Source organism: Spirillospora sp. NPDC047279 (assembly GCF_040643285.1).
GTDB lineage: Bacteria > Actinomycetota > Actinomycetes > Streptosporangiales > Streptosporangiaceae > Spirillospora.
The window spans coordinates 127,219-148,461 of record NZ_JBEYUA010000019.1; the positions used below are offsets into that span (position 1 = coordinate 127,219).

15 protein-coding genes and 2 pseudogenes are annotated in these 21,243 nt (G+C 71.0%); 8 read left to right on the forward strand and 9 right to left on the reverse strand.

What is annotated here, in order from left to right:
- Window positions 1–11 precede the first annotated feature (11 nt).
- A pseudogene (locus ABZ810_RS38275) lies at window positions 12–155 on the forward strand (segregation/condensation protein A); the annotation flags it as partial.
- Between the two features lie 864 nt (window positions 156–1,019).
- Here the strand turns inward: ABZ810_RS38275 and ABZ810_RS38280 are convergent.
- A complete protein-coding gene (locus tag ABZ810_RS38280; protein WP_358411753.1) occupies window positions 1,020–1,751 on the reverse strand; it encodes a hypothetical protein in 732 nt (243 codons plus the stop codon).
- A 729-nt stretch (window positions 1,752–2,480) separates the two neighbouring features.
- Window positions 2,481–3,426, reverse strand: a pseudogene (locus ABZ810_RS38285) (alpha/beta hydrolase).
- Between the two features lie 1,110 nt (window positions 3,427–4,536).
- Between ABZ810_RS38285 and tsaA the strand changes: the two are divergent.
- Both tsaA and ABZ810_RS38295 read left to right on the forward strand, forming a co-directional pair.
- A complete protein-coding gene (gene tsaA / locus ABZ810_RS38290) occupies window positions 4,537–4,935 on the forward strand; it encodes a tRNA (N6-threonylcarbamoyladenosine(37)-N6)-methyltransferase TrmO (protein ID WP_358411754.1) in 399 nt (132 codons plus the stop codon).
- A 43-nt stretch (window positions 4,936–4,978) separates the two neighbouring features.
- A complete protein-coding gene (locus tag ABZ810_RS38295) occupies window positions 4,979–5,740 on the forward strand; it encodes a DUF4184 family protein (RefSeq protein ID WP_358411756.1) in 762 nt (253 codons plus the stop codon).
- A 1,010-nt stretch (window positions 5,741–6,750) separates the two neighbouring features.
- Here ABZ810_RS38295 and ABZ810_RS38300 read toward each other — a convergent pair.
- On the reverse strand, window positions 6,751–7,677 hold the full coding sequence (locus ABZ810_RS38300; protein ID WP_358411758.1) for a hypothetical protein: 927 nt from the start codon (window positions 7,675–7,677) through the stop codon (window positions 6,751–6,753).
- A gap of 77 nt (window positions 7,678–7,754) precedes the next feature.
- Here ABZ810_RS38300 and aac(6') point away from each other — a divergent pair, with 77 nt between their 5' ends.
- The 3 genes from aac(6') (at window position 7,755) to ABZ810_RS38315 (ending at window position 11,830) form a co-directional block, all read left to right on the forward strand.
- Complete coding sequence (gene aac(6') / locus ABZ810_RS38305; RefSeq protein WP_358411759.1) at window positions 7,755–8,243, forward strand: aminoglycoside 6'-N-acetyltransferase; 489 nt, start codon at window positions 7,755–7,757, stop codon at window positions 8,241–8,243.
- Window positions 8,244–8,526: 283 nt separating this feature from the next.
- Entirely contained in the window at window positions 8,527–11,085 is a 2,559-nt protein-coding gene (locus ABZ810_RS38310; RefSeq protein ID WP_358411761.1) for a M1 family aminopeptidase, read from the forward strand.
- Between the two features lie 532 nt (window positions 11,086–11,617).
- Window positions 11,618–11,830, forward strand: a complete 213-nt coding sequence (locus ABZ810_RS38315) for a helix-turn-helix domain-containing protein (RefSeq protein WP_358411762.1) — start codon at window positions 11,618–11,620, stop codon at window positions 11,828–11,830.
- A 65-nt stretch (window positions 11,831–11,895) separates the two neighbouring features.
- Here ABZ810_RS38315 and ABZ810_RS38320 read toward each other — a convergent pair whose 3' ends face one another.
- From ABZ810_RS38320 to ABZ810_RS38330, 3 genes are all read right to left on the reverse strand, one after another.
- Complete coding sequence (locus tag ABZ810_RS38320; RefSeq protein ID WP_358411763.1) at window positions 11,896–13,203, reverse strand: DUF2786 domain-containing protein; 1,308 nt, start codon at window positions 13,201–13,203, stop codon at window positions 11,896–11,898.
- A 459-nt stretch (window positions 13,204–13,662) separates the two neighbouring features.
- Window positions 13,663–14,637, reverse strand: a complete 975-nt coding sequence (locus tag ABZ810_RS38325; protein ID WP_358411765.1) for a diiron oxygenase — start codon at window positions 14,635–14,637, stop codon at window positions 13,663–13,665.
- A 247-nt stretch (window positions 14,638–14,884) separates the two neighbouring features.
- Window positions 14,885–15,160 carry a hypothetical protein gene (locus ABZ810_RS38330; protein WP_358411766.1) on the reverse strand — a complete coding sequence of 92 codons (276 nt, stop codon included), beginning with the start codon at window positions 15,158–15,160 and terminating at the stop codon, window positions 14,885–14,887.
- Between the two features lie 234 nt (window positions 15,161–15,394).
- Between ABZ810_RS38330 and ABZ810_RS38335 the strand changes: the two genes are divergently transcribed.
- Window positions 15,395–16,918, forward strand: a complete 1,524-nt coding sequence (locus tag ABZ810_RS38335; protein WP_358411768.1) for a long-chain-fatty-acid--CoA ligase — start codon at window positions 15,395–15,397, stop codon at window positions 16,916–16,918.
- 37 nt (window positions 16,919–16,955) lie between these two features.
- Here the strand turns inward: ABZ810_RS38335 and ABZ810_RS38340 are convergent, their stop codons facing one another.
- Genes ABZ810_RS38340 through ABZ810_RS38350 form a run of 3 tightly spaced genes read right to left on the reverse strand, consistent with a single transcriptional unit; the run spans window position 16,956 to window position 20,442 of the window.
- Window positions 16,956–18,053 carry a winged helix DNA-binding domain-containing protein gene (locus ABZ810_RS38340; protein ID WP_358411770.1) on the reverse strand — a complete coding sequence of 366 codons (1,098 nt, stop codon included), beginning with the start codon at window positions 18,051–18,053 and terminating at the stop codon, window positions 16,956–16,958.
- The gene (locus ABZ810_RS38345) at window positions 18,050–19,252 is read right to left on the reverse strand and encodes a low temperature requirement protein A (RefSeq protein ID WP_358411772.1); all 1,203 of its coding nucleotides are present in this window, start codon (window positions 19,250–19,252) and stop codon (window positions 18,050–18,052) included. The genes ABZ810_RS38340 and ABZ810_RS38345 overlap by 4 nt, the downstream gene beginning before the upstream one ends.
- A gap of 53 nt (window positions 19,253–19,305) precedes the next feature.
- Window positions 19,306–20,442: a serine hydrolase domain-containing protein gene (locus ABZ810_RS38350; RefSeq protein WP_358411773.1), complete on the reverse strand. Its 1,137-nt coding sequence runs from the start codon at window positions 20,440–20,442 to the stop codon at window positions 19,306–19,308.
- A 424-nt stretch (window positions 20,443–20,866) separates the two neighbouring features.
- Here ABZ810_RS38350 and ABZ810_RS38355 point away from each other — a divergent pair, with 424 nt between their 5' ends.
- Entirely contained in the window at window positions 20,867–21,241 is a 375-nt protein-coding gene (locus ABZ810_RS38355; protein ID WP_358411775.1) for a hypothetical protein, read from the forward strand.
- The last annotated feature ends 2 nt before the right edge of the window (window positions 21,242–21,243 follow it).

A 21,243-nucleotide genomic window follows, 5' to 3' on the forward strand; every position in this document is an offset into this window, starting at 1 on the left:
GCGTGAGCGACGTGGGTAGGACGTCGGCGGAGCCGGGCTCCGAGCAGTCCGGCGGTTTCCAGGTCCACCTGGACGACTTCGAGGGCCCGTTCGACCTGCTCCTCGGGCTGATCTCCAAGCACAAGCTAGATATCACCGAGGTGTCGCTGCACAAGTTTCAAGGATGATTAGTGGCCCTACCTTCGGGGTGAGTTTTCGGTCCCACTTGGCTGTGTGGTCGGTTCTGTAGGGTCCTGCCCGTGACGGGGCGCAAGGGCCGGTGGCCGGAGATTGACCGGGATAGCGGCATCGAATGCGGTGCTGCTCATCTTGGAGTGGTTGGCAGAGCACAGGGTGAACACCATGATCAGGGTGGATCCCGAGAGGCTGGCAGAGGGGCGACCCGCGTGGACCTTCGCAGCCAATGGCGGACCGTTGCGTCACGGGATTCGAGCTGATGGTGCGAGTGCCGAGGTGTGCCTTTCCCTGGCGTTGTCCAGCTTGCGCGACGCGGTGTTGTGGTCCCGTATCGAGGTTGATCGTCGTTGTGACGTCGTAGACGTCTGATGTGCTCGAGTTGGGCGAGCCGCTCGGAGTCGGTGCCGGTCTCGATGATGGTGACTTTGAAGATGAGTCGGTCCACGATGGCGCCGCAGAGGCGAGGATCGGTGAACGTCTTGATTCAGCCTCCAAAGCCAACCGTTGGGGGCGATGGCGACACTTGCGGTTTCCTCGCCGTCGGTCAGAACCTGGCAGAGGACGTCGGCGCCGCGTTTGTCGAGCTAGAGATGGCCCAGTTCATCGATACAGAGAAGGCCGTAACGACCGTAGCGGGCGATGGTCTCTTGCCCAGCACCAGTTCGTCTACGGCCCCGACCGGCTCGTTGAACAGCCGGGCGGCCAGCACGTATTGCTCCGCGGTGCGCAGGTTGTCCGCGGATCGAAGGGAGACCTGACCGCCTGCCTCAAGGTTCCGCTGTGCCGCCGGTACGGCTGTTAGTGCAGGACGAACTGTTGGGTGGGCTGCCTGGGGTGGGTGGTCAGCGGTGGTGGGAGGAGCGGCGGGTGGGCTTGCGGTGTTGGTGGGCGAGAGCGGCGTGGAGGCGGTCGCGGGCCTCGCTTCGGGACATTGCGGGAAGGCGCTGGGGGAGGCTGCCGGTCAGGTTCGGCGGCGCCGCGACCAAGCCGTTCTCGTTCACGGTGACCTGGTCACCGGGCCATTCGCCCAGCAATACGGCCGAGACTTCGCCCGGCCGGTTGAGGAGGTCTGCGATTCGCGCGGACTCCTTCTCGCAGTCCGCGACGATGAGCAGGCGGCGTGCCCGGGTGTTGCCGGATCCCTGGCGGACGGCGAGTTCGGTTTCGAGGTAGGCCAGGGCCGCGTCGAGGTTGCCCGGGATGAAGATCCCGTCGGTGTTCTCGTCGAGGAGTTCGTCCTCGGAGAGGCCGAAGAGGGCGATGGCGTCGGGACGGGGGATCACCAGCAGCGCGTCCTGGCACTCCTCAAGGGCGGCCAGGGCGAGCACGCGCGCGGTGTCGGCGGCTCCCGGGCCGGCCAGCCCGATGGCGGGAGCGGCGAACGGGTCGATCGCCGGCCGGTAAGTGAAATGCACAGTGTGTTCGTTCTCGGCCTCACCCGAAATCGCCGGAGCGAACAACGCCGCACCTGCCACCGCGTAGATCCTGCGCCGGAACGGATACCCCACCGCGAGGAGCGCCGGCAACAGCAGCCCGAGCAGCAGGAACGGCTGCATCGAGGACGTCTGCGGCATCTCGCCGCCCGCCTGCTTCTTGACGGGAGGGGACGCGGGTGCGCCTCCGACCGACGACTGGGTCGGCAGACCGGTCGGCACGTTCGGGACGACGGGACGTGGGCTGGGCTTGCTGGGCGGTCGCGGCGAGGAAGGCGGGGACGGTGGCGCGGGGGTGCCGCCGTTGTTCATGCGCCGGGCGTCCGCCCGGCCGGGGCGCTCGCGGCGCTGCGCCCCGTACATCGCGGTCCACGCTTCTTTGCAGACCTGCGCCGTGTACCAGTCCCACTGTTCGGCTTGGCGGCAGACGGTCGGAATGGGAGGCGTGAGCGGTCGCGACGAGGTCGGTGCCGACCATCTGCGTTCCGTCCGTTCGCCGTCGGCACGCGCCGGCGAAGGGACGCCGAAGGTCACCACACTGGCCACCGTCGCGCAGCCCAGCAACCCGCACGCGCAGCGGAGAGCATCGGCGAGTCTTGGATCTGCGAGGAAGCGGTTCATCTTCGCCCCGGGGGAGTCGCGGTGGTCACCGTCAAGACGCCGATCGTAGTCGCCTCGGCTACGCAGCGTTGCAGAACGGTCACAGTAGATCTGTGGAATTACAGCCGTGCAAGCCGCCGCGCACCCCCGACCCCAGCGGGCTCTTTCGTCATTCCTCCACCTCAGGGCGCCGGGGTGTCAGGGGTGGGGGTCAATCAGGGTGACTCGAATATGGCCACGTTGGGTAATCACTGTGCCGCTCATGGTGGATCAGGCCGCGTGCCGCGCTCTCTGCGCGGTTCTCTCCCGGACGAATTCACCGATCTGCCCGATCGCCGGCCGGGCCTCCGGGATGAACGCGGAGAACGCCTGGAAGACGTGGATCTGCCCCTCCCAGATCTGGAGGCGGCAGTCCACGCCCGCCCGTTCCATGGCCTCGGCCATGAGCTCGGCGTCGCACCGCAGGACCTCGATCGACCCGCACTGGACGAGGGCCGGAGGCAACATCGACAGGTCGCACGTCAGCGGCGAGATCGCCGGATCGGGTGGGATGACGCCCTCGACGAGCAACTCGGCGAGCTTCGCCATCTGGTCCGCCACGATGAACGGGTCGAGCGCCGCGTTCGCGTGGGCGATCTTTGCGGTGCAGTCCAGGTCCAGCCAGGGGGACAGGCCGACGACCCCCGCCGGTTTGCTCGACGGCGCGGAGCGTCGCGGCGAACGCGAGGAACCCGCCCGCCGAGTCGCCCGCGATCACCACGTTCTCCGGTGCGTACCCGTGGGCCAGGAGCTGGCGGTACGCGGTGACGCAGTCGGCGACCGATCCCGCGACCGGCACCTCGGGCAGCTGCCGGTACGCGATCGACAACACCGGCATGCCGGTGGCCGCCGAGATCTGCGCGATCATGCGCCGGTGCGTGGCGAGCCCGCAGCACACGAAGCCGCCGCCATGGAAGTAGAGCACCGCGCGGTTGCCCGACGACACGCCCGGCGCGGTGACCCACTCGCCACGGAACCCGTCGAACTGCACCCGGCGCAGCCTTACACCACGAGGCACCGGCGCGAGAGCCGCCATCCGCTCCAGGTTCGCCAGCCGCCGCAGCGCCTGCGGAGTGATCTCGCCGCCGGTCATCCGCGGCCGCAGCCTCCGATGCATGAACGCCGCGGTTCGCCGGGCCCTCCTGCTCGTGACCCGCGCCACGTCCAACGTGTCCATCGCCGCGACTCCTTCTCGCCGTACCCGCGCGCCCCACCCGACCGTACGAGCCCCCTCTCGCCCCGGGCAACACTCGCCCAAAACCCCATCGCGAGACGAACGTGAGGGAGTGGGCGGAGCACGGTGAGGTCGGGCCGACCCGGCGAATCGCCGTTGCCCCGGCGTGGCCGCCCAGGAGGCGAGGTTGCTTCAGGCGTGGCCGCCGAGGCGAATGGGAAGGGCGAGCGCCTGCGAATCGGTGACGAGCCCATGCGCTGGTGGCCCGTCCGCCGTGCCCCTGTGCGCCGTGCCCCTGTGCGCCGTGCCCCCGTGCCCCGTGCCCGGGCCCGTGCGCCGTGCCCGTGCGCCGTGCCTGAACCCCGTGCCCCGTGCGCCGTGCGCCGTGCGCCGTGCGCCGTGCGCCGTCCGTGCCGCGTGCGCCGTGCCCGGCCCCTGCCCGTGCGCCGTGCCCGTGCGCCGTGCCTGAACCCCGTGCCCCGTGCGCCGTGCGCCGTGCGCCGTGCGCCGTGCGCCGTGCGCCGTGCGCCGTGCCCCGTGCCCCGTGCGCCGTCCGTGCCGCGTGCGCCGTGCCCGGCCCCTGCCCGTGCGCTGTGCCCGGCCCCTGCCCGTGCGCTGTGCCCGGCCCCGTGTGCCGTGCCCGTGTGCCGTGCCCGTGCCCCCTGCCCGTGCGCCGTGCCTGAGCCCCGTGCCCCGTGCGCCGGGGCTGTGCGCCGGGGTGCCGTGCCTGTGGTGACGCGCCTCGGGTGACGTGCTGGCGGGCGGTGGGCGAGCAGGTGCCGGTGAGCTTGGGGGGTGTGGCCTCGAGCGTCGGCGATGTCTACGCCGAGGTGCGGGTCTCCGGCGCGGGGGACGTTGATGCGGGCCTTCCGTTGCGCTGCTGGGACCTTACCCGGCTGGTGGACCACTCTCCGAAGGGCGCATTCTGGTGCGCCGATGCGCGTGGCCGGGGCGTGGGCGGGCGAGTTGGTCGCCGCTGCGTGGTGAAGGTGCTGTTGAGGTGGGGGCGGGCGTGGTGTGGGGCGGCGAGTTGAGGGGTGATTGGGGTTGAGAGGCGGTGGGGTTGGGTGGTGTGGGTGGCGGAGGAACGTTGATCTGAGGGAGGTGGGTGAGGTGTTCGAGATCCGGCCCATTGGGCGGGTGGAGTCTGGGTTGGTTGAGCTGGAGGCGGCGCCGAAGCAAGGGGATGAGGGGGCGCCTGAGGCTTGGCTGGTGTTCGAGGAAGAGGTCGCGGCGGGGCTGGCGGACCTGGAAGTGGGTTCGGAGGTGCTGGTGCTCACCTGGCTCGATCGGGCACGGCGGGACGTGCTGGCCGTTCATCCTCGGGACGACGTGAGCAGGCCGGTCAGGGGGGTGTTCAGCACACGATCGGCGGACCGGCCGAACCCGGTGGGACTGCACCGGGTGACGATCACCGCGGTCGATGGATTGCGGGTGCGGGTGTCGGCCATCGAGGCGGTGAACGGGACGCCGGTCGTGGATGTGAAGCCGGTGCTGAGGGACGATCGCTGACGGGCTCTTGATCGTTCCCTCTCGTATGCCGTAGGCATGGCGGATGCCGTTCACGTTCAGCCATCCGGCCGCGGTCATCCCGCTTGCGCGCGGGCGGCTCGCGCCGTCTGCGCTGGTGGTCGGTTCGATGGTGCCTGACCTGCCGTACTTCGTCGGCTTGCAGGGTGAGCTTCGCGAGGCGACGCATGTGCCGCTCGGGATCGTCACCATCGATGTGGTGCTGGGACTCCTCTCATTCGCGGTATTTCACCTGGTCTGGAAGCGGCCGGTGCTGGTACTCGCCCCGGAGTGGCTGCATCGGCGCTTGGCCGCGCCCGCCGGCGGGCTCACCCGCGCGATGGTCATGTGGGCGCCGCTGGCGATCGCGATCGGGGCGGGTACTCATGTGCTGTGGGACGCGTTCACACATCGCCATCACAGCTTCGCGGGCGTGCTGCCGTGGTTGGTCACGACCTCGTGGGCCGGTTTGGAGCTGTTTCGGTGGCTTCAATACCTCAGCGGGGTGGGTGGGGCGGTGATCGTCCTGTGGTGGACGGTCAGGTGGTTGCGCGCCGCCGAAGTGGTGGAGATGCCTGGCCGGTTGCCGACCCGGCTCGCGTTGACCGTGGTCAGTGCTTTGTTCGCGTTCGGTGTCGCGGGAGGGCTGCTGGGCGCGGCCACCCTCATCAACCAGCCGGACGTTCCACGCACCCTGCACATGACCCTGGCCAGCGGAGTTGAGGGCGCTGTCGCCGGCCTCGCTCTCGGGCTGACGCTTTATGCGTTGATATGGCGGGTGAAACGTCCGGCCCTTGCCGGGGCCTGAGGCTGGGTTGGAGAGCGGGCGAGGGGGACCGGTCGTTTCGTGGGCGACTCCCGTGAGGCGACGATCCGTGTTTGACATGTGGTGTGGTTGCGGGCCTCGCAGCAGGCCTCCGATCTGGCCAGCCGCTCCCACAGCTCGAACCCCGAGCGGGATCATCACCTCGGGTACCGGTTGGTCTGGTGGGCGCCCAGCCGCCGCTTCGGCGCCGACGGCCTCCGGGCGCATTGGGTCCTATCGTGTTGACGTTGAGGACACGAACTCCGTCGCGGGAGGCCGCGCGAACAGGTCGTGGGTCGCGTTTCTGTGGTCGGGCAAGCGCAGGCGTGCGCAGGCCTTTGGGTGGGGTGGGGCGCGGTCGGGGATGAGTGCTTGTCTGGCGGAGTTGAAGGTCTGGGCGGTCGGATACGTGGTTAGGGGCTCGGCGCGGACGGGTGGTGAGGTGGCTCTCCGAGGCTGGATGCATGGCTCTCGTCGTAGTGGAGGGAGCAGCCGAGATCGAGCGGTCGGCTGGCGCCGTCGAGGGCGCGCCGCCAACATCGCGGACGTGTACCCGCTGGCCTGGTCCAGGAGGGCGTCTTCTTCCACCACCTTATGGCGGCCGAGAAACGGCCGGGACGCCTACGTGCTGCCGATCGTGCTCGGATTCGACTCCCGTGAGCGCCTCGACACGTTCCTGAAGGCTCTGCGGCCGGATGGGCGACCGGCACGACGGGTGGCGGAGGAGGGCACACGGCGATGGGGGCATGTGCCGGTGGGGGACGGGGGCATATGGGGTGCGGCGGGTGATGATGCCTCTGAGCGAGCGCAGGCAAGGACGGCGGTGCCGCCCTGCAGAGCTGGGTGATCGGGACCGAGTGACATCCGGTGGTGTGGAGGAACGGCACCGGCAGCAGGGTGATCCCGGGCCGGGCGCGAAGATCCGGTCCAGGACGCCGCTGGCGCGCACGCCGCCCGACGGCGTGGGGCAGGTGGTGGGAGGCCAGACCTTGGCGGCTGCGGTCTGCCTTGCGTCAGGCGGCTGTGGGGATGGTTGTGGGGGTGTGGAGGGCGGTGGGGAGGGCTTCGCTCCAGAGCCAGTCGTTGGACGTGCCGGGGAAGTCTTCGGGCGGGCCCACCGCGATGAGGCGAGGGGTGACGGGAGTGAGGTGGACGTGGAAGGCGGTCTCGGGGGTGGTGGCGGGGGAGTCGCCCCAGAAGTCGTGGTAGTCGCCGGTGCTGAGGGGGAGGTCGGCGTCGATCGTGCGGGCGCGGTCGGCGGGGCCGGTGGTCAGCCAGGACCAGTGGTCGGTGAGCAGGCGGCGGGCGGTGGCGCGCAGGACGTTGAGCGCGGTGTGGTCGTGCGGGCAGGCGATGTCGGAGATCTGGAGCTCGGGCAGGCCGAAGCGGCGCAGACCGCGGGTCATCAGGCGGACGCAGGCGCATCCGTTGACGCCCTCGGGGTCGTGGTCGGGCTCGGGGGCTGTGCAGCGGCCGTTGGCGCGTTGGGGCGGGAGGACGTCGCCGAGCCAGGCGTCGGCGAGGACGAAGCGCGGGCGTTCGTCGGCGCGAGGCTCCAGGATGTGGCCGGTGACGAGGTCGGCGGCGACGCCGCCGGTGGCGTGGGCGATGGCGAACGCGGCCGCGCGGGCGACCTGGACGCTGCGGGGCTGGTCGGTGACGGGGCCGACGGCGGTGACGACCGCCAGGTGCTCGGCGTCGCGGAGCCTGGTCTCCGCCTCGCGGAGATGGGGATCAGGGGACGTGATCTGGCTGGGATCCCAGCGCAGCCGTCCGGCACGTTCGATGGACAGCTGCGGTGTGCCGAGGCGCCCGTTGACATGGGCCTCGTAGGTGTGGCCGTACGCCAGCGGGCGGACGTCGGCCGGCATCTGGTCGGCGGCCACGACGAAGCGGGACGTGGTCGTGGACGGGACGGGGAAGGTGATCGTGGAGCGCATGGATGGCTCCTCCTTTCTGCGTCGATGCACGCCAGAATGGAGGATCCGAAAGTCCGCCGGAAGCCGAACGGAATTCTGTGGATAACCAGCTGAGAGGGGCGTCGGTCGTCCTGCGTCCGGTGGCCGACGCGGACGTGAAGGCGCTCGGTGAGATCGTCCGCGAGCCCGAGGTGGCGCGATGGTGGTCGGCCCCGGAGAACTTCGACGGGATGCTGGCCATCGTTGTGGACGGCGAGATCGCCGGGGCCGTCCAGTACGACGAGGAGAACGACCCGGACTACCGGCACGCGTCGATCGACGTCTTCCTCAGCGCCCGCCATCAGGGGCGCGGGCTCGGCACTGACGCCGTCCGTACCCTGGCGCGCTGGCTCATCGAGGAACGCGGGCATCACCGGCTGACCATCGACCCCTCCGCGGCCAACGCCGCCGCGATCCGCTGTTACGAGAAGGTCGGATTCAGGCCGGTCGGGGTCATGCGCCAGTACGAACGCGACCCGGTCACCGGGGAGTGGCGCGACGGGCTGCTCATGGACCTCCTCGCCTCGGAACCCCCGGGCCCTTCGTGATCGTTGGGCTTCTACATGACCTCCGCTCTCACCCGTGCCGAGGCTCGTGAACGGGCCCGTTCGCTGGACGTCCGGTCGTACTCGATCGAGCTCGACCTCACCCGCGGGGAGGAGGTCTTCGGCTGCCGTACCGTCCTCCGGTTCGGCGCCGTGGCGGACGCTTCGTTCGCCGAGATCCGCCCGGGCCTCGTGCGGCGGGTGGAGCTGAACGGACGGGCGTTCGACCCGGCGGACGTCGTCCGCGGCGGGCGTCGTCCGCGGCGGGCGTCTCGCGCTCACGGGCTTGGGCGCCGACAACGAACTGCTCGTCGAGGCCGACATGCCGTACGGGCGGACGGGTGAGGGTGTGCACCGGTTCGTCGATCCGGTGGACGGAGAGGTGTACGTCTACGCCAACTGCGGGCCCGACCACGCGCCGGCGGTGTTCCCTTGCTTCGACCAGCCCGACCTCAAGGGCGCGTTCGAGGTGACCGTGCGGGCCCCGGAGCACTGGACGGTGCTGAGCAACGGCGCGTTGCGTGCCTCGGGGGAGGGGCGCTGGGAGTTCGAGCCCACCGCCCGCATCAGCACGTCGCTCGTCACCATTGCCGGAGGGGCGTTCCACTCCATCGGGGATGAGCATGACGGCATACGGCTGGGCCTGCACTGCCGTCGTTCCCTGGCGCGCTATATGGAGGCTGATGCGGGCGAGGTCTTCGGCATCACGCGGCGCGCGTTCGACCGGTATCACGAGGTGTTCGAGCAGCGGTACGCGTTCGGCAAGTACGACCAGGTGTTCGTGCCCGAGATGAACTGGGGCGCGGTCGAGAAGCCCGGATGCGTGCTGTTCAACGAGCGGTTCGTGTTCCAGTCGGCCGTCACAGACACGCAGCGCGAGGTCCGGGCGATGGTCATCGCGCACGAGATGGCGCACATGTGGTTCGGCAACCTGGTGACGATGCGGTGGTGGGACGACCTGTGGCTCAGCGAGTCGTTCGCCGAGTACCTGGGATACGAGGTCGCCGCGGTGGCCAGCCGCTTCACCAGCCCGTGGACGGCGTTCGCGGTGGCCCGCAAGTCCTGGGGGCACGACGCCGATCAGCGTCCCACCACGCACCCGGTGTCGACCGAGAGCCTGGGCGATGTGGCCGCGGCCCTGATGAACTTCGACGGGATCGCGTACGCCAAGGGCGCGTCTGCGCTGCGGCAGCTCGTCGCGTGGGTCGGCGAGGACGCGTTCTTCCGCGGCGTGAACGACTACTTCGCCGAGCATCGCTTCGCCAACGCCGATCTCGGCGACCTCCTCGACGCCATCGGCAAGGCCGCCCCCGGGCGCGACGTCCGCGAGTGGGCACGCCGCTGGCTACGCACGACGGGTGTGGACACGCTCACCGGCGTCATAGGAGACACCGCAGCCGTTCAGGGTGATGCGGCGGCCGCCCCGGGTGATGGGGCGGTTGTGCCGAGTGACGCTGTGGACGCCCCGGGTGGCGCGGCGGCCGTTACGGGTGACACCGCGGTCGCTGCTGCCGGTGCCAGGGGCGTCGCGGGGGACGGTACGGCCGCCTTGGGAGATGCCACGGTTGTCGCGGGCGACGCCACCGTCGCCGCCTGTGAGGCTACGGCCGCTGCGGGTGAGACCAAGGCCGGGGTGGGTGGTCCTGCGGGTGTCGTGGGTGGGGCCACGGCGACGTCGGCGGGTGATGCTGAGGGTGTGCGGGGTACTGCGGCCGTCGCGGTGGCGCATGGGGCTGCTGAACGTCCGCATCGGATTCTGGTGGGACTGTACGACGAGGTGCCCGGCCGTGGGCTCGTTCTGCGCGAACGGCGTGGGGTGGACCTCGCGCCGGGCGTGGGTTCGGGGGCGACCTTGCTGACCGGGGTGGAGCGGCGGCCTGCCTTGCTGTTGCCGAACGACGGTGATCTGACCTACGCGAAGGTGCGGCTGGACGAGGAGTCTTGGCGGGCCGTCACCAGAGGCCTCTCCTCGATTGAGGACTCGCTGACCCGGGCCGTGCTCTGGAACACCGCCCGCGACATGGTGCGAGACGGTGACTTGCCGGCCGTCGACTACCTGGCGCTGGTGGGGGCCCAGCTGCCGGGAGAGGACGAGGTGGCGATCGCCGAGGGCGTACTCACGTTCGCGCGGCGCCATGTCGCGGACCGCTTCGTCCCGCCGGGTTACCGAGCGCAGGCGCTCGGGGTTCTCACGGACGTGTGCCGGGCGCTGCTGCGACGGCCCGATGCCTCTGCCGACCTGCGGCTGGCCGCCGTGCGGACGCTCATCCCGAGCGCCCATGCCGCTGACGAACTGGACGACCTGAGGGAGTGGCTCCGTCGCGGTCTGGTCCCCGGCGGGCCTGAACTTGATGTGGAGTTGCGCTGGCAGATCCTGCACCAGCTCGCCGCGCTCGGCGAGGGCGGCGAGTCCGAGATCGCGGCCGAGCTCGCCCGTGACCCCGGCTGGATCGGGAAGGAGGGCGCGGCGCGCTGCAGGGCTGCTCTGCCCGACCCTGCCAGCAAGGAACGGGCGTGGACGCTGCTGTTCGCTGAGGACGGTCCGTCACCTCATCTTCTGGCGGCCGTCGCCCAGGGGTTCTGGCAGCCCGCCCGGCCGGAGACCACGGCTCCCTACCTGGCTCGCTACTTCGAGGAGGTGCCGGCGGCGAGCAGGCGCAGCCAGGTGGTCGCCATGACGCTCGGGCGCGAGCTCTTCCCGGTCCACGCCGCCACCCAGGACATCGCAGGCCGCGCCGCGCGGTGTCTTGAACGTGACGACCTGGCGGTGGCGCTGCGCCGCACCCTCGCAGACCAGCTGGACGACCTCCAGCGCGCGCTCCGACTGCGCGAGACTCACCCCTGACCCTGACCCTGATCGATGCCCCGGCCCCCCGTTGGCCGGTCTCGCCCCGGCCTGAACCCGCGCTCCGTGGGCTGGGGGCTGCACTCTGTCGGCCGGGCCCTGCGCTGTGCGGGCTGAGCCGGTGTCCTGCCGGGCTGGGCCTGCGCTCTGCTGGGTCTTCCCACACTGGGGCACTCGGTGTTGCGCCTTGCTGTGTGCTGCGGGGGCCGGGCTGTTGCGGGTTGTTGTTGGGGCGGTTGTTCGGGGTTGGTTCGACGGTGGTTCGATGGGAGTGTGAGGCGTGGTTCTTCGGCGTTCGATTTGTGTTCGATTCGTGGTTGGGCAAGGGATTCTTGACGGGTGACTGACCCTGTGGAGACCGTTCGTCCAGTAGCGACACGCCGTGTGCCACGGAAAAGTCCACCAGTGGCCGATCCGATGACGATCGCGTGGCATGTGGTGGCATTTTGACGGGAATGTGTACGTTGGATAGATCATGAGGCTGTGAGCTGCGGGAATGGCCCGTAGTGCACGTCCGATCCTGGAGGTACACGTGACCCGGACAATGGCGAGGGGCACCCGCGTGACGGGTGCCGAGCGCACCAAGCTGGCGGCGGAGCTCGCGCCCCGCTACGCGGCGGGGGAGAGCATCCGTGACCTGGCCGCCGAGACCGGCCGTTCGTACGGCTTCATCTACAACGTGCTGAAGGAGGCGGGGGTCCCGTTGCGCGGCCGTGGTGGCAACACGCGCCGCAAGAAGGACTGACCCGGCCGTCCCCCTTGCTCCACCGGGGGGACCCCGGCGAAAAACCAGGTGTCCAGCCGGCGGCGCTATTCTCCGGTGACCTCGGAGCGTCCGTTCAGGCTGGCCAGATCGGCGGCCGCCCGCCCCGCGACCCAGCCCTCGTGGTTGGACACCGCCCGGGCGCGGCCCCTGGTGAGATTCGGGAACATCGTGTCGACCGCCTCCTCGACGGCCCGGTCGCGTGCGGCGAGCACGGGAAGAAGATCCTTCCCGTCTGCCTCCGCGGCCGCCCTGGTCGCCGCCTCACCGGCCGCCCCGCGAAGCCGCTCTCCGATACGGGCGGCGTAGGCGTTCAGGAACGCATGACGGAACGAACGCGTCCGGGATCTGCCGAGCGCGTCCTTCTGCGACCCCGTGTGCAGCATCGCCGTCGTCGCCTGCACCAGCAAAGACGTGAACAACATCTCGACCGCGGCCAGGTCGGCGGGGAAGCCGAGCACCGTGGAGAAGCCCAGCTCGCGATGCCACACGGCGCGGCAGCGGTTCGCCTCGGCCACGACGGTCAGCAGCACGGCCTTCGGTGAGTCGTACGGGTTGTCGACCGGTACGCGGCGTCCGGCGGGTTCGCCGCCCGTGCCCGATTCGGCCGCGAGCAGCGCGTGGTCGATGCTGTGACGTGCCATGAGCTCCTGGGCCCGGGCGCTCAGCGCCTCGGCCTCCTCCGGGAACTCGGTCGACTCCGCCTTCGCCAGGAGCGCCCGGACCTTGCCCAGCATGCGCTGGTCGATCTCCCTGGCCCGCTGGGTCGTCTCCGCCCGCCCGTTCGGCGCGGCGCCCGGGGGCGGGCCGATCCGCGCCAGGCGGGGGAGTGTCCCGAGCAGCCGCAGCACCTCCAGCGCGGACGTCAGCACGGTCAGCCGGTCGGTGTCCTCCCGGCCGCATCGGGCCTGGAAGAACGTGGCGTCGCCGCGCCACCACACCTCGGCGCCGAGCGCGGACAGCTGCGCGCGCCACTCCTCGTCCACGGTCGTGCCCGAGTAGGCCCGCATCTCGGCCGCGATGGCGTCGACCGCCATCCGCTGGTGGCGGCGCCCCAGGCGCCGTCCGGTGAACCGGGCCAGGTCGGCGGGCTGCCAGCCCCGTTGCCAGGCCGTGGTCACCGCCTCTTCCAGCCGGGCCAGCATGACCCGGTCGACCAGCGTCCGCCACGGCTCGTCGTCCGCCTCGCCGCTCAGCTCCACCGCGGTCCGCCGCAGAACTTCCTGGTCACCGCGCTGGAGGCCCTGGACCGCCAGCCGGACCAGCCCTTCGGCCTCGTCTCTCGTACGCGGGGGAGCGGAGGTGCCGTCCGGGGCCGACCGGGCCTGACCAGGCCGTCGCCACGCCGCTCTCACAGATCCCTCCAGGCTCGCCGCTCACAACGCCTCGCATCCTCCCACGCCACCGAACGCCACCATGGCAACTCACCGACACCCCCAGGTCTCGTCGTTGCCACCGCGCCGGTCCATCCGCCCCTCACCCCGCTCTGCAGTACCTCAGCGGCGCACCCGCGCCTTCGGCTCAGCCGTATGGCCATTTGGCTTCGCAGACCTGCGCCGTCGTGTTGCGCAGTTCCTCGCTCCACACCGTCCACGCGGTGCGCGCCTCACCCGTCCCCGGAAGTGGGATGGGGACGGGTGAGGCGGTGGGGTCCGCCGGGCACCGGCCTTTGGCGTCGCGGACACGGCGTTCGCACGGTCAGGCGGCCGTGGGGGCTCTGGACGAGACCCCGGCTCGTCCCAGGCCGGCAGGAACGCCGGCAGGCCCCGTTTCCGCGTCCTGCCGGCTGCAGCGGCCCGGCGGACGACTCGGGGTCAGGATCCGTCGTCCTCCCAGATGTTGAGGAGGCGCCAGACCTGCTTGCTGACCGGGTTGATCAGGCCGATGTCCGAGCACAGCCCGCGGACGTTGGCGACGGTCTTGGAGATGAGGTTCTGCGAGTGCTCGGTGCCCCAGTAGGTCTCGCGCATGACGTGCTCGGGGATCTCGAACTGGCGCGCCATGGCGATCGGCGGGGTGAGGATGAGCAGCACGCCGAGCTTCATCGACGGCGGCACCAGCAGGCTGAGGACGAACCGCTGCGGGCCGGGCATGCGCGGCACGCGGTGGCGCAGGAACTGGCGGGCGAACGAGATGTGCCGGGCCTCCTCAGCCACGTGGATCGAGATGATCTTGTTGAGGAGGGGGTGCCGGGCGGAGCCGTCGCGCAGCATGCGGCGCTGGACGTAGTCGATGGGCTCCTCGCCGGCGAGCACCCAGAAGAAGAAGAGCGAGGGCGCGACGAGGCTGAGCGGCGGCACGATCTCGGCCATCACGCGCACGGCCCGGGGCATCCCGTCGACCGGGGAGTCACTGCGGTTGACGAACTCCTGGAACATCATCCCGTGATGTCCCTCTTCGATCGTCTCGTGGTAGACGTACCGGAACTCGGCCGAGTCGTTGGGGAGCCGGAACGCGTAGGTGAGCAGCCCGCGCTTCAGCACGTTCTCGAACTGCATGCCGACCTTGCAGACCTGCGCCTGCCGCCACAGCCCGATCCTCGCCTGGACGTGCTCGGGCTGGGCCAGGTACCAGGGGTGGGCGCCGAGCGGGTCCAGCTCGGGCAGGATCCAGCGCGGGTCGTCGGGGTCGATCTCGAACTCGGGGTCGTCCCAGGGGATGTCGGTGTACGGCTCCCAGTGTTTGTCCACCGAGGCCTTCGAGAGGCGTCTCAGGGTCTTCTCGTACTGAGCGTCCTCGGCGTCGCGGTTCCGGGCCTCTTCGATGTCGATGACCTGTGCTCGGGGCATGTCCGTTTCCCTTCGCGTTCCGCGCCTCAAGGGGATACGTGTGCTTCCGGCGTCACGTTGCGGTGCGGGGCGCGACTCCTCGTTGACCGCGCGCTGCGCACGCTTGTCAAACTAGGTGTGGAGGAGCGAGGGGTCAACAAGTTACGAACAGGACGAACGCCCGGTGGAAAGTCCACGGCCTGCGGCGATGCCGAAGGGCGCTGGTGGCCGCCGGGGGCTGGATGGCCAGGGTCGGACAGCTTGCCGGTCAGCCGGCGGGGTGCTCGTTGTCGCCGCGGAGCTCGTCCACCACCACGCTCTTGTAGGCGCGGGTGGTGTCGGGGACGTAGGTCAGGCGGGCCAGCGCCTTGCCGTCGTCGTCGCGGATCTCGAAGTGATATCCCTCGCCCGTCGAGCCGACGTGTGCCAGGGCCTGGTCGTGGCGCAGCCTGCACATGGTGTCGACCTTCTCCAGTGCGACCTTGAGGCTGCCGGCGTCACTGATGAGCCTGGCAGGCTCGCTCGTCTCCCAGATCTCGAACATCGTCGTCGCGTCCTGTCGGCGGGGTGGGGTGGTTCCTGGGTGTTCGCGGGGCTTCCGGGGTACGGGGGATAGCTTGCGCCGAATCGGTGAAAGATTCAATCAATATGGATATCGGATTGATCACCATTCGAAGCCGAGCACTCGCGAAGGGTCATGACGGCCACCCTTTCCCGCCGGGGAAGTGCTCGGTAAGGTCGCGGGATCAGATACCGAACCATATTCGGGAGGTTGTGGGTGGACTACCGGGTCGTGTCGATCGTCCGTGACCACGCTCGTGCGCGCGGCGGCGAGCCCGCCATCACCGGCGACGGGCGGACGCTCACCTACGCCGAACTCGACGAACGGTCGAGCCGGATCGCCCAGGCGCTGCTCGGCGCCGGGCTGGCGGCCGGCTCGCGCGTCGGCTACGTGGGCAAGAACGCGCCGGAGTTCTTCGAGGTCCTCTTCGGCGCCACCAAGATCGGCGCGGTGGTCGCGCCGGTCAACTGGCGGCTGACCGGCCCGGAGATCGCCGCGATCGTGGCCGACGCCGAGGCAGCCGTGACCGTCGTCGACGCCGAGTTCGCGGACGTCGCCGCCGAGTTGCCCGGCCAGGTGGTCGTGACCGGCGCCGACTACGAGCAGTGGGTGGCGGCCCGGCCCGCCGACGACCCCGGCTTCACCGGCGAGCCCGGCGACATCGTCGTGCAGCTCTACACCTCCGGGACGACCGGGCTCCCCAAGGGCGTCCAGCTCAGCAACGTCAACTTCGCGGTCGGCGAGCGCATGGCGCACCGCTGGCGGCTGGACGAGACGTCGGTGACCGCGGTGCCGATGCCGCTGTTCCACATCGGCGGCTCGGGCTGGGCGCTGGCGGGGCTGTACGCGGGATGCCGCCTGGTGCTCGTCCGCGACATCGACCCGGTCGCGCTGGTCGACACCTTCGAACGCGAGCGGATCACCAACGCGTTCATCGTCCCGGCCGTGCTGCAGTTCATGTGCCAGGTGCCGGGCGCGGCCGACCGCGACTTCTCGGCGCTGCGGGCCATCACCTACGGCGCCTCGCCGATCACCTCCGAGGTGCTGCGCCGGTCCCTGGAGACGTTCCGCGCGCCGCTGTTCCAGCTGTACGGGATGACCGAGACGACCGGCGCGATCGTCCAGCTCGAACCGGACGACCACGATCCCGGCGGCCCGCGCGCCCACCTCATGCGCTCGGTCGGCCGCCCGTACGACTGGGTCGAGATCAGGGTCGTCGACCCCGCCACGGACGCCGAGCGCGCGCCCGGCGAGGTCGGCGAGGTGTGGATCCGCTCGTCCCAGAACACCCCCGGCTACTGGAAGCGCCCCGAGGAGACCGCCCGGCTGCTGGCGGACGGCGGCTGGCTGCGCACCGGCGACGCCGGGTACGTCGACGCCGAGGGCTACCTGTTCCTCACCGACCGGATCAAGGACATGATCGTGACCGGGGCGGAGAACGTCTACCCGATCGAGGTCGAGGAGGTCCTGGCGGGCCATCCCGACATCGCCGACGTGGCGGTCATCGGCGTCCCCGACGAACGCTGGGGCGAGACCGTCAAGGCGGTCGTGGTGCCCCGCCCGGGCGCCGCGCTCTCCGCCGACGACGTCCTCGGGTACGCCAAGGAGCGCCTGGCGGGCTTCAAGCGTCCCCGCTCGGTCGACTTCGTGGACGCCCTGCCGCGCAACCCCAGCGGAAAGATCCTCAAGAAGGACCTGCGCGCCCCGTACTGGCAAGGCCTCGGCCGCACCATCGGCTGACCCCGCTCGGCCCCGCTCGGCCCCGCTCGGCCCCGGGTCAGGCTTCGGCGAGGGTCACCTGGTGGTCGGTGGCGTCGGGCTCGGTGAACGCGAGGAGCCGTTCGCCCTCGGCGGTGAGCGCGTTCAGCGCCTTCCTGGGCAGGGTGCCGAACGGGCGCAGGCGCAGGGTGGCCACCTTGCGCCTGCGCTCGGTCTCCCAGAGCCCGGCGGCGAAGCCGTCCCACAGGAACGTGGCCCGCACGCGGAGGTTCTTGGTGGTCAGCGACGGCCGGTGCGCGTCGGCGATCACCCGCGTGCGGTCGGCGTGCGCGAGGACGAGGTTGTCGAACTCCGGCAGGAACCTGGGCTCGGCGGGGGCGTCCTCGCCCGGCCGCGGCGCGTCCGGCAGGTCGAACAGCTCCCGCCCCTTCTCGTCGGTGAACGTGCGCAGCTCAGGCCGCAGGCGTTCGAACACCTCGCCCAGCCTCCCCAGCCCCGACCACTCCTGCGCGTCCGCCGCGGTCGCCGGGCCGAACGCGGCGAGGTGGCGCAGCACCAGCCCGTCGGGCGAGGCGTCGCCGGCGGGAGCGCCGCCGAGCCAGGTCTCGGCCAGCGTGAACTCCGACGTACGGGGGAACGCCCACCGGTCCTCGGTCGGCACCATCGTCAGCGGCAGGCACATTCGCACGGCGTATCCCAGCGCGCGGTCGTTGACGTCGGGGAACTCCTCCTGCAACGCCGCGCGCACCTCGTTGAAGGTGCGCGGCCGCTCGCTCAGGAGGAGGCGGGCGGCGGGGAGCACCTCGTCCAGATCCAGGCCCTTGGCCCGTGCCCCCAGGACGCGCATCCCCGCGTCCAGCATCGGCTGCATCGAGGTGCGCAGGGCCAGGTAGTCGCGCCCTGACATCAGGTGCAGGGTGCCGCGCATCATCGTCGCCCGTACGACCGAACGGTCCCGCAGCGCCTCGTGCAGGTGCGAGGCCTCGAATCCGGCGACGCGCGTCCAGAGACCCAGGAACGGCGGCTTCGGCTCCTGCGCCTGCATGCCGGCCAGCCGCTCCACGGCCTCGGCCACGGGCACCTCCTCGCGCGCGAGCAACATCTGCCGGGCGAGGGTGGCCCGGTTGAGGGCGCGGAGGGAGAGCGTGCCGGTCATGGCTCGAGATCGTAGTCCGCGGCGGCCCGCGCGCCCTTGGTGCCGTGGGCGAGGATGCTCAGCCCGACCTGCGCGGCCATCAGCAGGCCGATGACCGGAAGGGGCGCGCCGGTGAAGCAGGCGGCGAGCGCGAGCAGGCCGATCAGCGGCATGGCCCACGCGAACGGGGCGTTCGGGCCGTGCGGGCGGACGACGAGCCACCAGACGACCAGCAGGTAGAGGAACACCGGCACGGCGACCGCGAACCCCGCGGCCATGGTGGACACGTGGGCGTGCCCGGTGGCCTTGGCGGCGTTCACCGCGATGCCGGCGCCGACCGCGGCGCCGGACGCGAAGATCACGTAGTGCCCGTACCCCCACAACACCGCCATGCGCCTGCCTTCGAGCAGGCCCGCCGACGACAGGGAGAAGTAGACCCACCACATGCCGAACACCGTCACGAGCCCGCCCGCGGCCACCAGCGCCAGGTCGGTGACGTGGGCGTCGCCGATGCCGTCCCGGATGGTGTTGGCGGCCGACAGGATCGACTCGCCCAGCACGATGATGGTGAACAGCCCGTACCGTTCGGCGATGTGGTGCGGATGCCACGGGATGGACACGAGGCGTTCGGCCCACGGCGGCACCATCAGCTCGCACGCCGCGGCCAGCAGCCAGACCGGCACCATCCAGGCGCGCGGCACCACGAAGATCGCCAGTGCCCACAGGACCATGCAGAACGTCTCGCCCGCCGCGTACCGCAGCAGGGTGGCACGGCGCGCCGGGTCGGAACGGGCGGCGCGCAGCCGCTGCGACTCCAGCCCGACCCTCATCACCAGGTAGCCGAGGAAGACCAGCCCGAACGCGCGGTCGTCGAACGCGCTCGGCACACCCGCCGCGAGGATGAGCACCCCGGCCATGATCACCATGGTCGCGACGCGGTACGGGGCGTCGTCGGGGTCGTACGCGGAGGCGAACCAGGAGTAGTTCATCCAGGCCCACCAGATCGCGAAGAACACCAGCAGGAAGCTCAGCACGCCGCTCGCGTAGTGCCCTTCGGCCAGCGCGTGCTCCAGGCTCTTGGAGTTCGCGCCGACCGCGACCACGAAGCACAGGTCGTAGAACAGCTCCAGCGGGGTGGCGGCCCGGTGCGACTCCGCGGGGTCGCGCGGGCCCATGCGCCGGAGCCAGGGCTGGGCGGTGACGGCCTGCCGCTCGGTCATGCGAGCATCGTACGACGACGGTCACCGACCGATCACCATGGGTGACCGCGAGGTCACAGGCTCGCGTAGACGGCCTCCACCAGCGCCTTGTTGCGCGGGTTCTGCCAGCGCGGGCCCATCTCGTTCATCACGTACCCGAACGCCAGGCCGGTGTCGGGGTCGCAGAAGCCGAGCGAGCCGCCCGCCCCGAAGTGCCCGAACGCGCGCGGGTTGGGCCCGAGAGGGCGTTCCGGCTGGGTCAGCTGGAAGCCCAGCCCGAACCGCGTCCGCCGCCGCAGCACGAGGTCCTCGCCGGAGGCCTGCTCGGTCACCGCCGCCGCGAGCGCGTCCGCGTCCACGAGCCGCACGCCGTCGGCCGCCCCGCCCGCCGCGAGCGCGCCGTAGACGCGGGCGACGCCGCGGGCGGTGCCGTGCGCGTTCGTGGACGGGATCTCCGCGGTACGCCACGCGGCGGAGTTGATGACGCCCATGCCCGACATCCCGGCCGGGTTGAAATAGGCGTTGTACTCCATGAGCCGGTCGTCCGGCAGGTCGCCCGCCCTGTCCTCCTCGGACGGCGGCTCCTGCCAGGCGAAGTCGGCCACGCGGTGGTGCTCGGCGGCGGGCAGCCCGATGTGGACGTCCGCGCCGAGCGGTCCGGCGATCTCGTCCCGCAGCAGCTCGCCGACCGTGCGGCCGGTGACCCGGCGCATCACCTCGCCCACCAGGAAGCCGAACGTGTTGACGTGGTAGCCGTGCCCCTTGCCGGGCCGCCACCACGGCTCCTGCCCGGCCAGCGCGGAGGTCATGGCGGGCCAGTCCAGCATCGCCCCGGGCGGCAGCCGGCGCCGCAGCGAGGGAAGCCCCGCCTGATGGGAGAGCAGGTGCCGGACGGTCACCTCCTCCTTGCCGCCCGCGCCGAACTCGGGCCAGTACCGGACGACCGGAGCGTCCACGTCCAGCCTGCCCTGGCCAGCGAGCCGGGCGGCCAGCAGCCCGGTCAGGCCCTTGCCGACCGAGAACACGTTCACCAGCGTGTCCGGCGACGACCACGGCCGCCCGGCGGCGGCCTCGCCGCCCCACAGGTCGGCGACCGTGCGGCCGTCCACGACGACGGTCACCGCGGCGCCGCGTTCGCCCCGCTCCGCGAAGTTCGCCGCGAACGCCTCCCGGACCGCCGCGAACCGGGAGTCGCACGTCCCCTCGATCATCGACCCCCCAAGACCCGAACCACGTTCTGCGCCCCGACCGTACCCCCGCCCCCCACAGCCCCGCCCACCGCCTCTTCTTTACCGGGTCGCCGGGGTCCCCTCGCGACGATCCGCGATATGGCGTGCCTGCGATCCGAAACGAGATATATCGCAATTCTGGTCGGCGAACGGGGCTGGCCGCGGCGGTCGGTCCTCGTGAAGCCGTTCTGGGCGCCGGGCAAACGCGGCATGGACTGAGGGCCGATCCGGCGTGAACGGGCCCGGAACCGGGCTGCACGGCCCCTACCTGCGGCGCAGTGCTCCGGGGCCATGAACAACGATCGGGGGGCCCTTCGGTTACGCACGATCTTTCTCGATCTGCACGTGCATCGGCCCTTGCACCTGCACGCTATTTCCTAGCAGGATTGCCCCCGGACCCCCGCACGTGAACTCCCCGGAGATCGCGATGACCGCACATTTGAGCGACAGCGACCGACAGGCGCTGCGGCTTGCCCACGACCTCCGCGAAGAGATGCGGCTGGCGCTAGCGCAATATGGCGCCGGTGCCCCAGCCGTATCGCCCTTCGTGGATCCATCGGGCAGGCCCAGCGTGCTGATGAGAATGGACGCCGACACCGCGCGCGCCCTGATGGCACTCCTCGGCGAACGCCGGGGCGAGCCGCATCTGGGGCCGCCGGAGCCACGGCGTGCCGACGGCTCGCACGTGCCGCCGCCCGCCCCGGCGGTGGCCGGAGCCCCGATGGCGCCCATGGCGCAGGTGGCGCAACCCTTGCTGCCCACGAGCTTTCCGGGGCGCTGAGC

Bases quoted from the DNA above. Each gene is read 5' to 3' on its own strand.
- ABZ810_RS38280 (WP_358411753.1), bottom strand. From the start codon at position 1,751: ATGCCGCAGACGTCCTCGATGCAGCCGTTCCTGCTGCTCGGGCTGCTG.
- ABZ810_RS38295 (WP_358411756.1), top strand. From the start codon at position 4,979: ATGCCGTTCACGTTCAGCCATCCGGCCGCGGTCATCCCGCTTGCGCGC.
- ABZ810_RS38300 (WP_358411758.1), bottom strand. From the start codon at position 7,677: ATGCGCTCCACGATCACCTTCCCCGTCCCGTCCACGACCACGTCCCGC.
- ABZ810_RS38325 (WP_358411765.1), bottom strand. From the start codon at position 14,637: ATGCCCCGAGCACAGGTCATCGACATCGAAGAGGCCCGGAACCGCGAC.
- ABZ810_RS38330 (WP_358411766.1), bottom strand. From the start codon at position 15,160: ATGTTCGAGATCTGGGAGACGAGCGAGCCTGCCAGGCTCATCAGTGAC.
- ABZ810_RS38340 (WP_358411770.1), bottom strand. From the start codon at position 18,053: ATGACCGGCACGCTCTCCCTCCGCGCCCTCAACCGGGCCACCCTCGCC.
- ABZ810_RS38345 (WP_358411772.1), bottom strand. From the start codon at position 19,252: ATGACCGAGCGGCAGGCCGTCACCGCCCAGCCCTGGCTCCGGCGCATG.
- ABZ810_RS38350 (WP_358411773.1), bottom strand. From the start codon at position 20,442: ATGATCGAGGGGACGTGCGACTCCCGGTTCGCGGCGGTCCGGGAGGCG.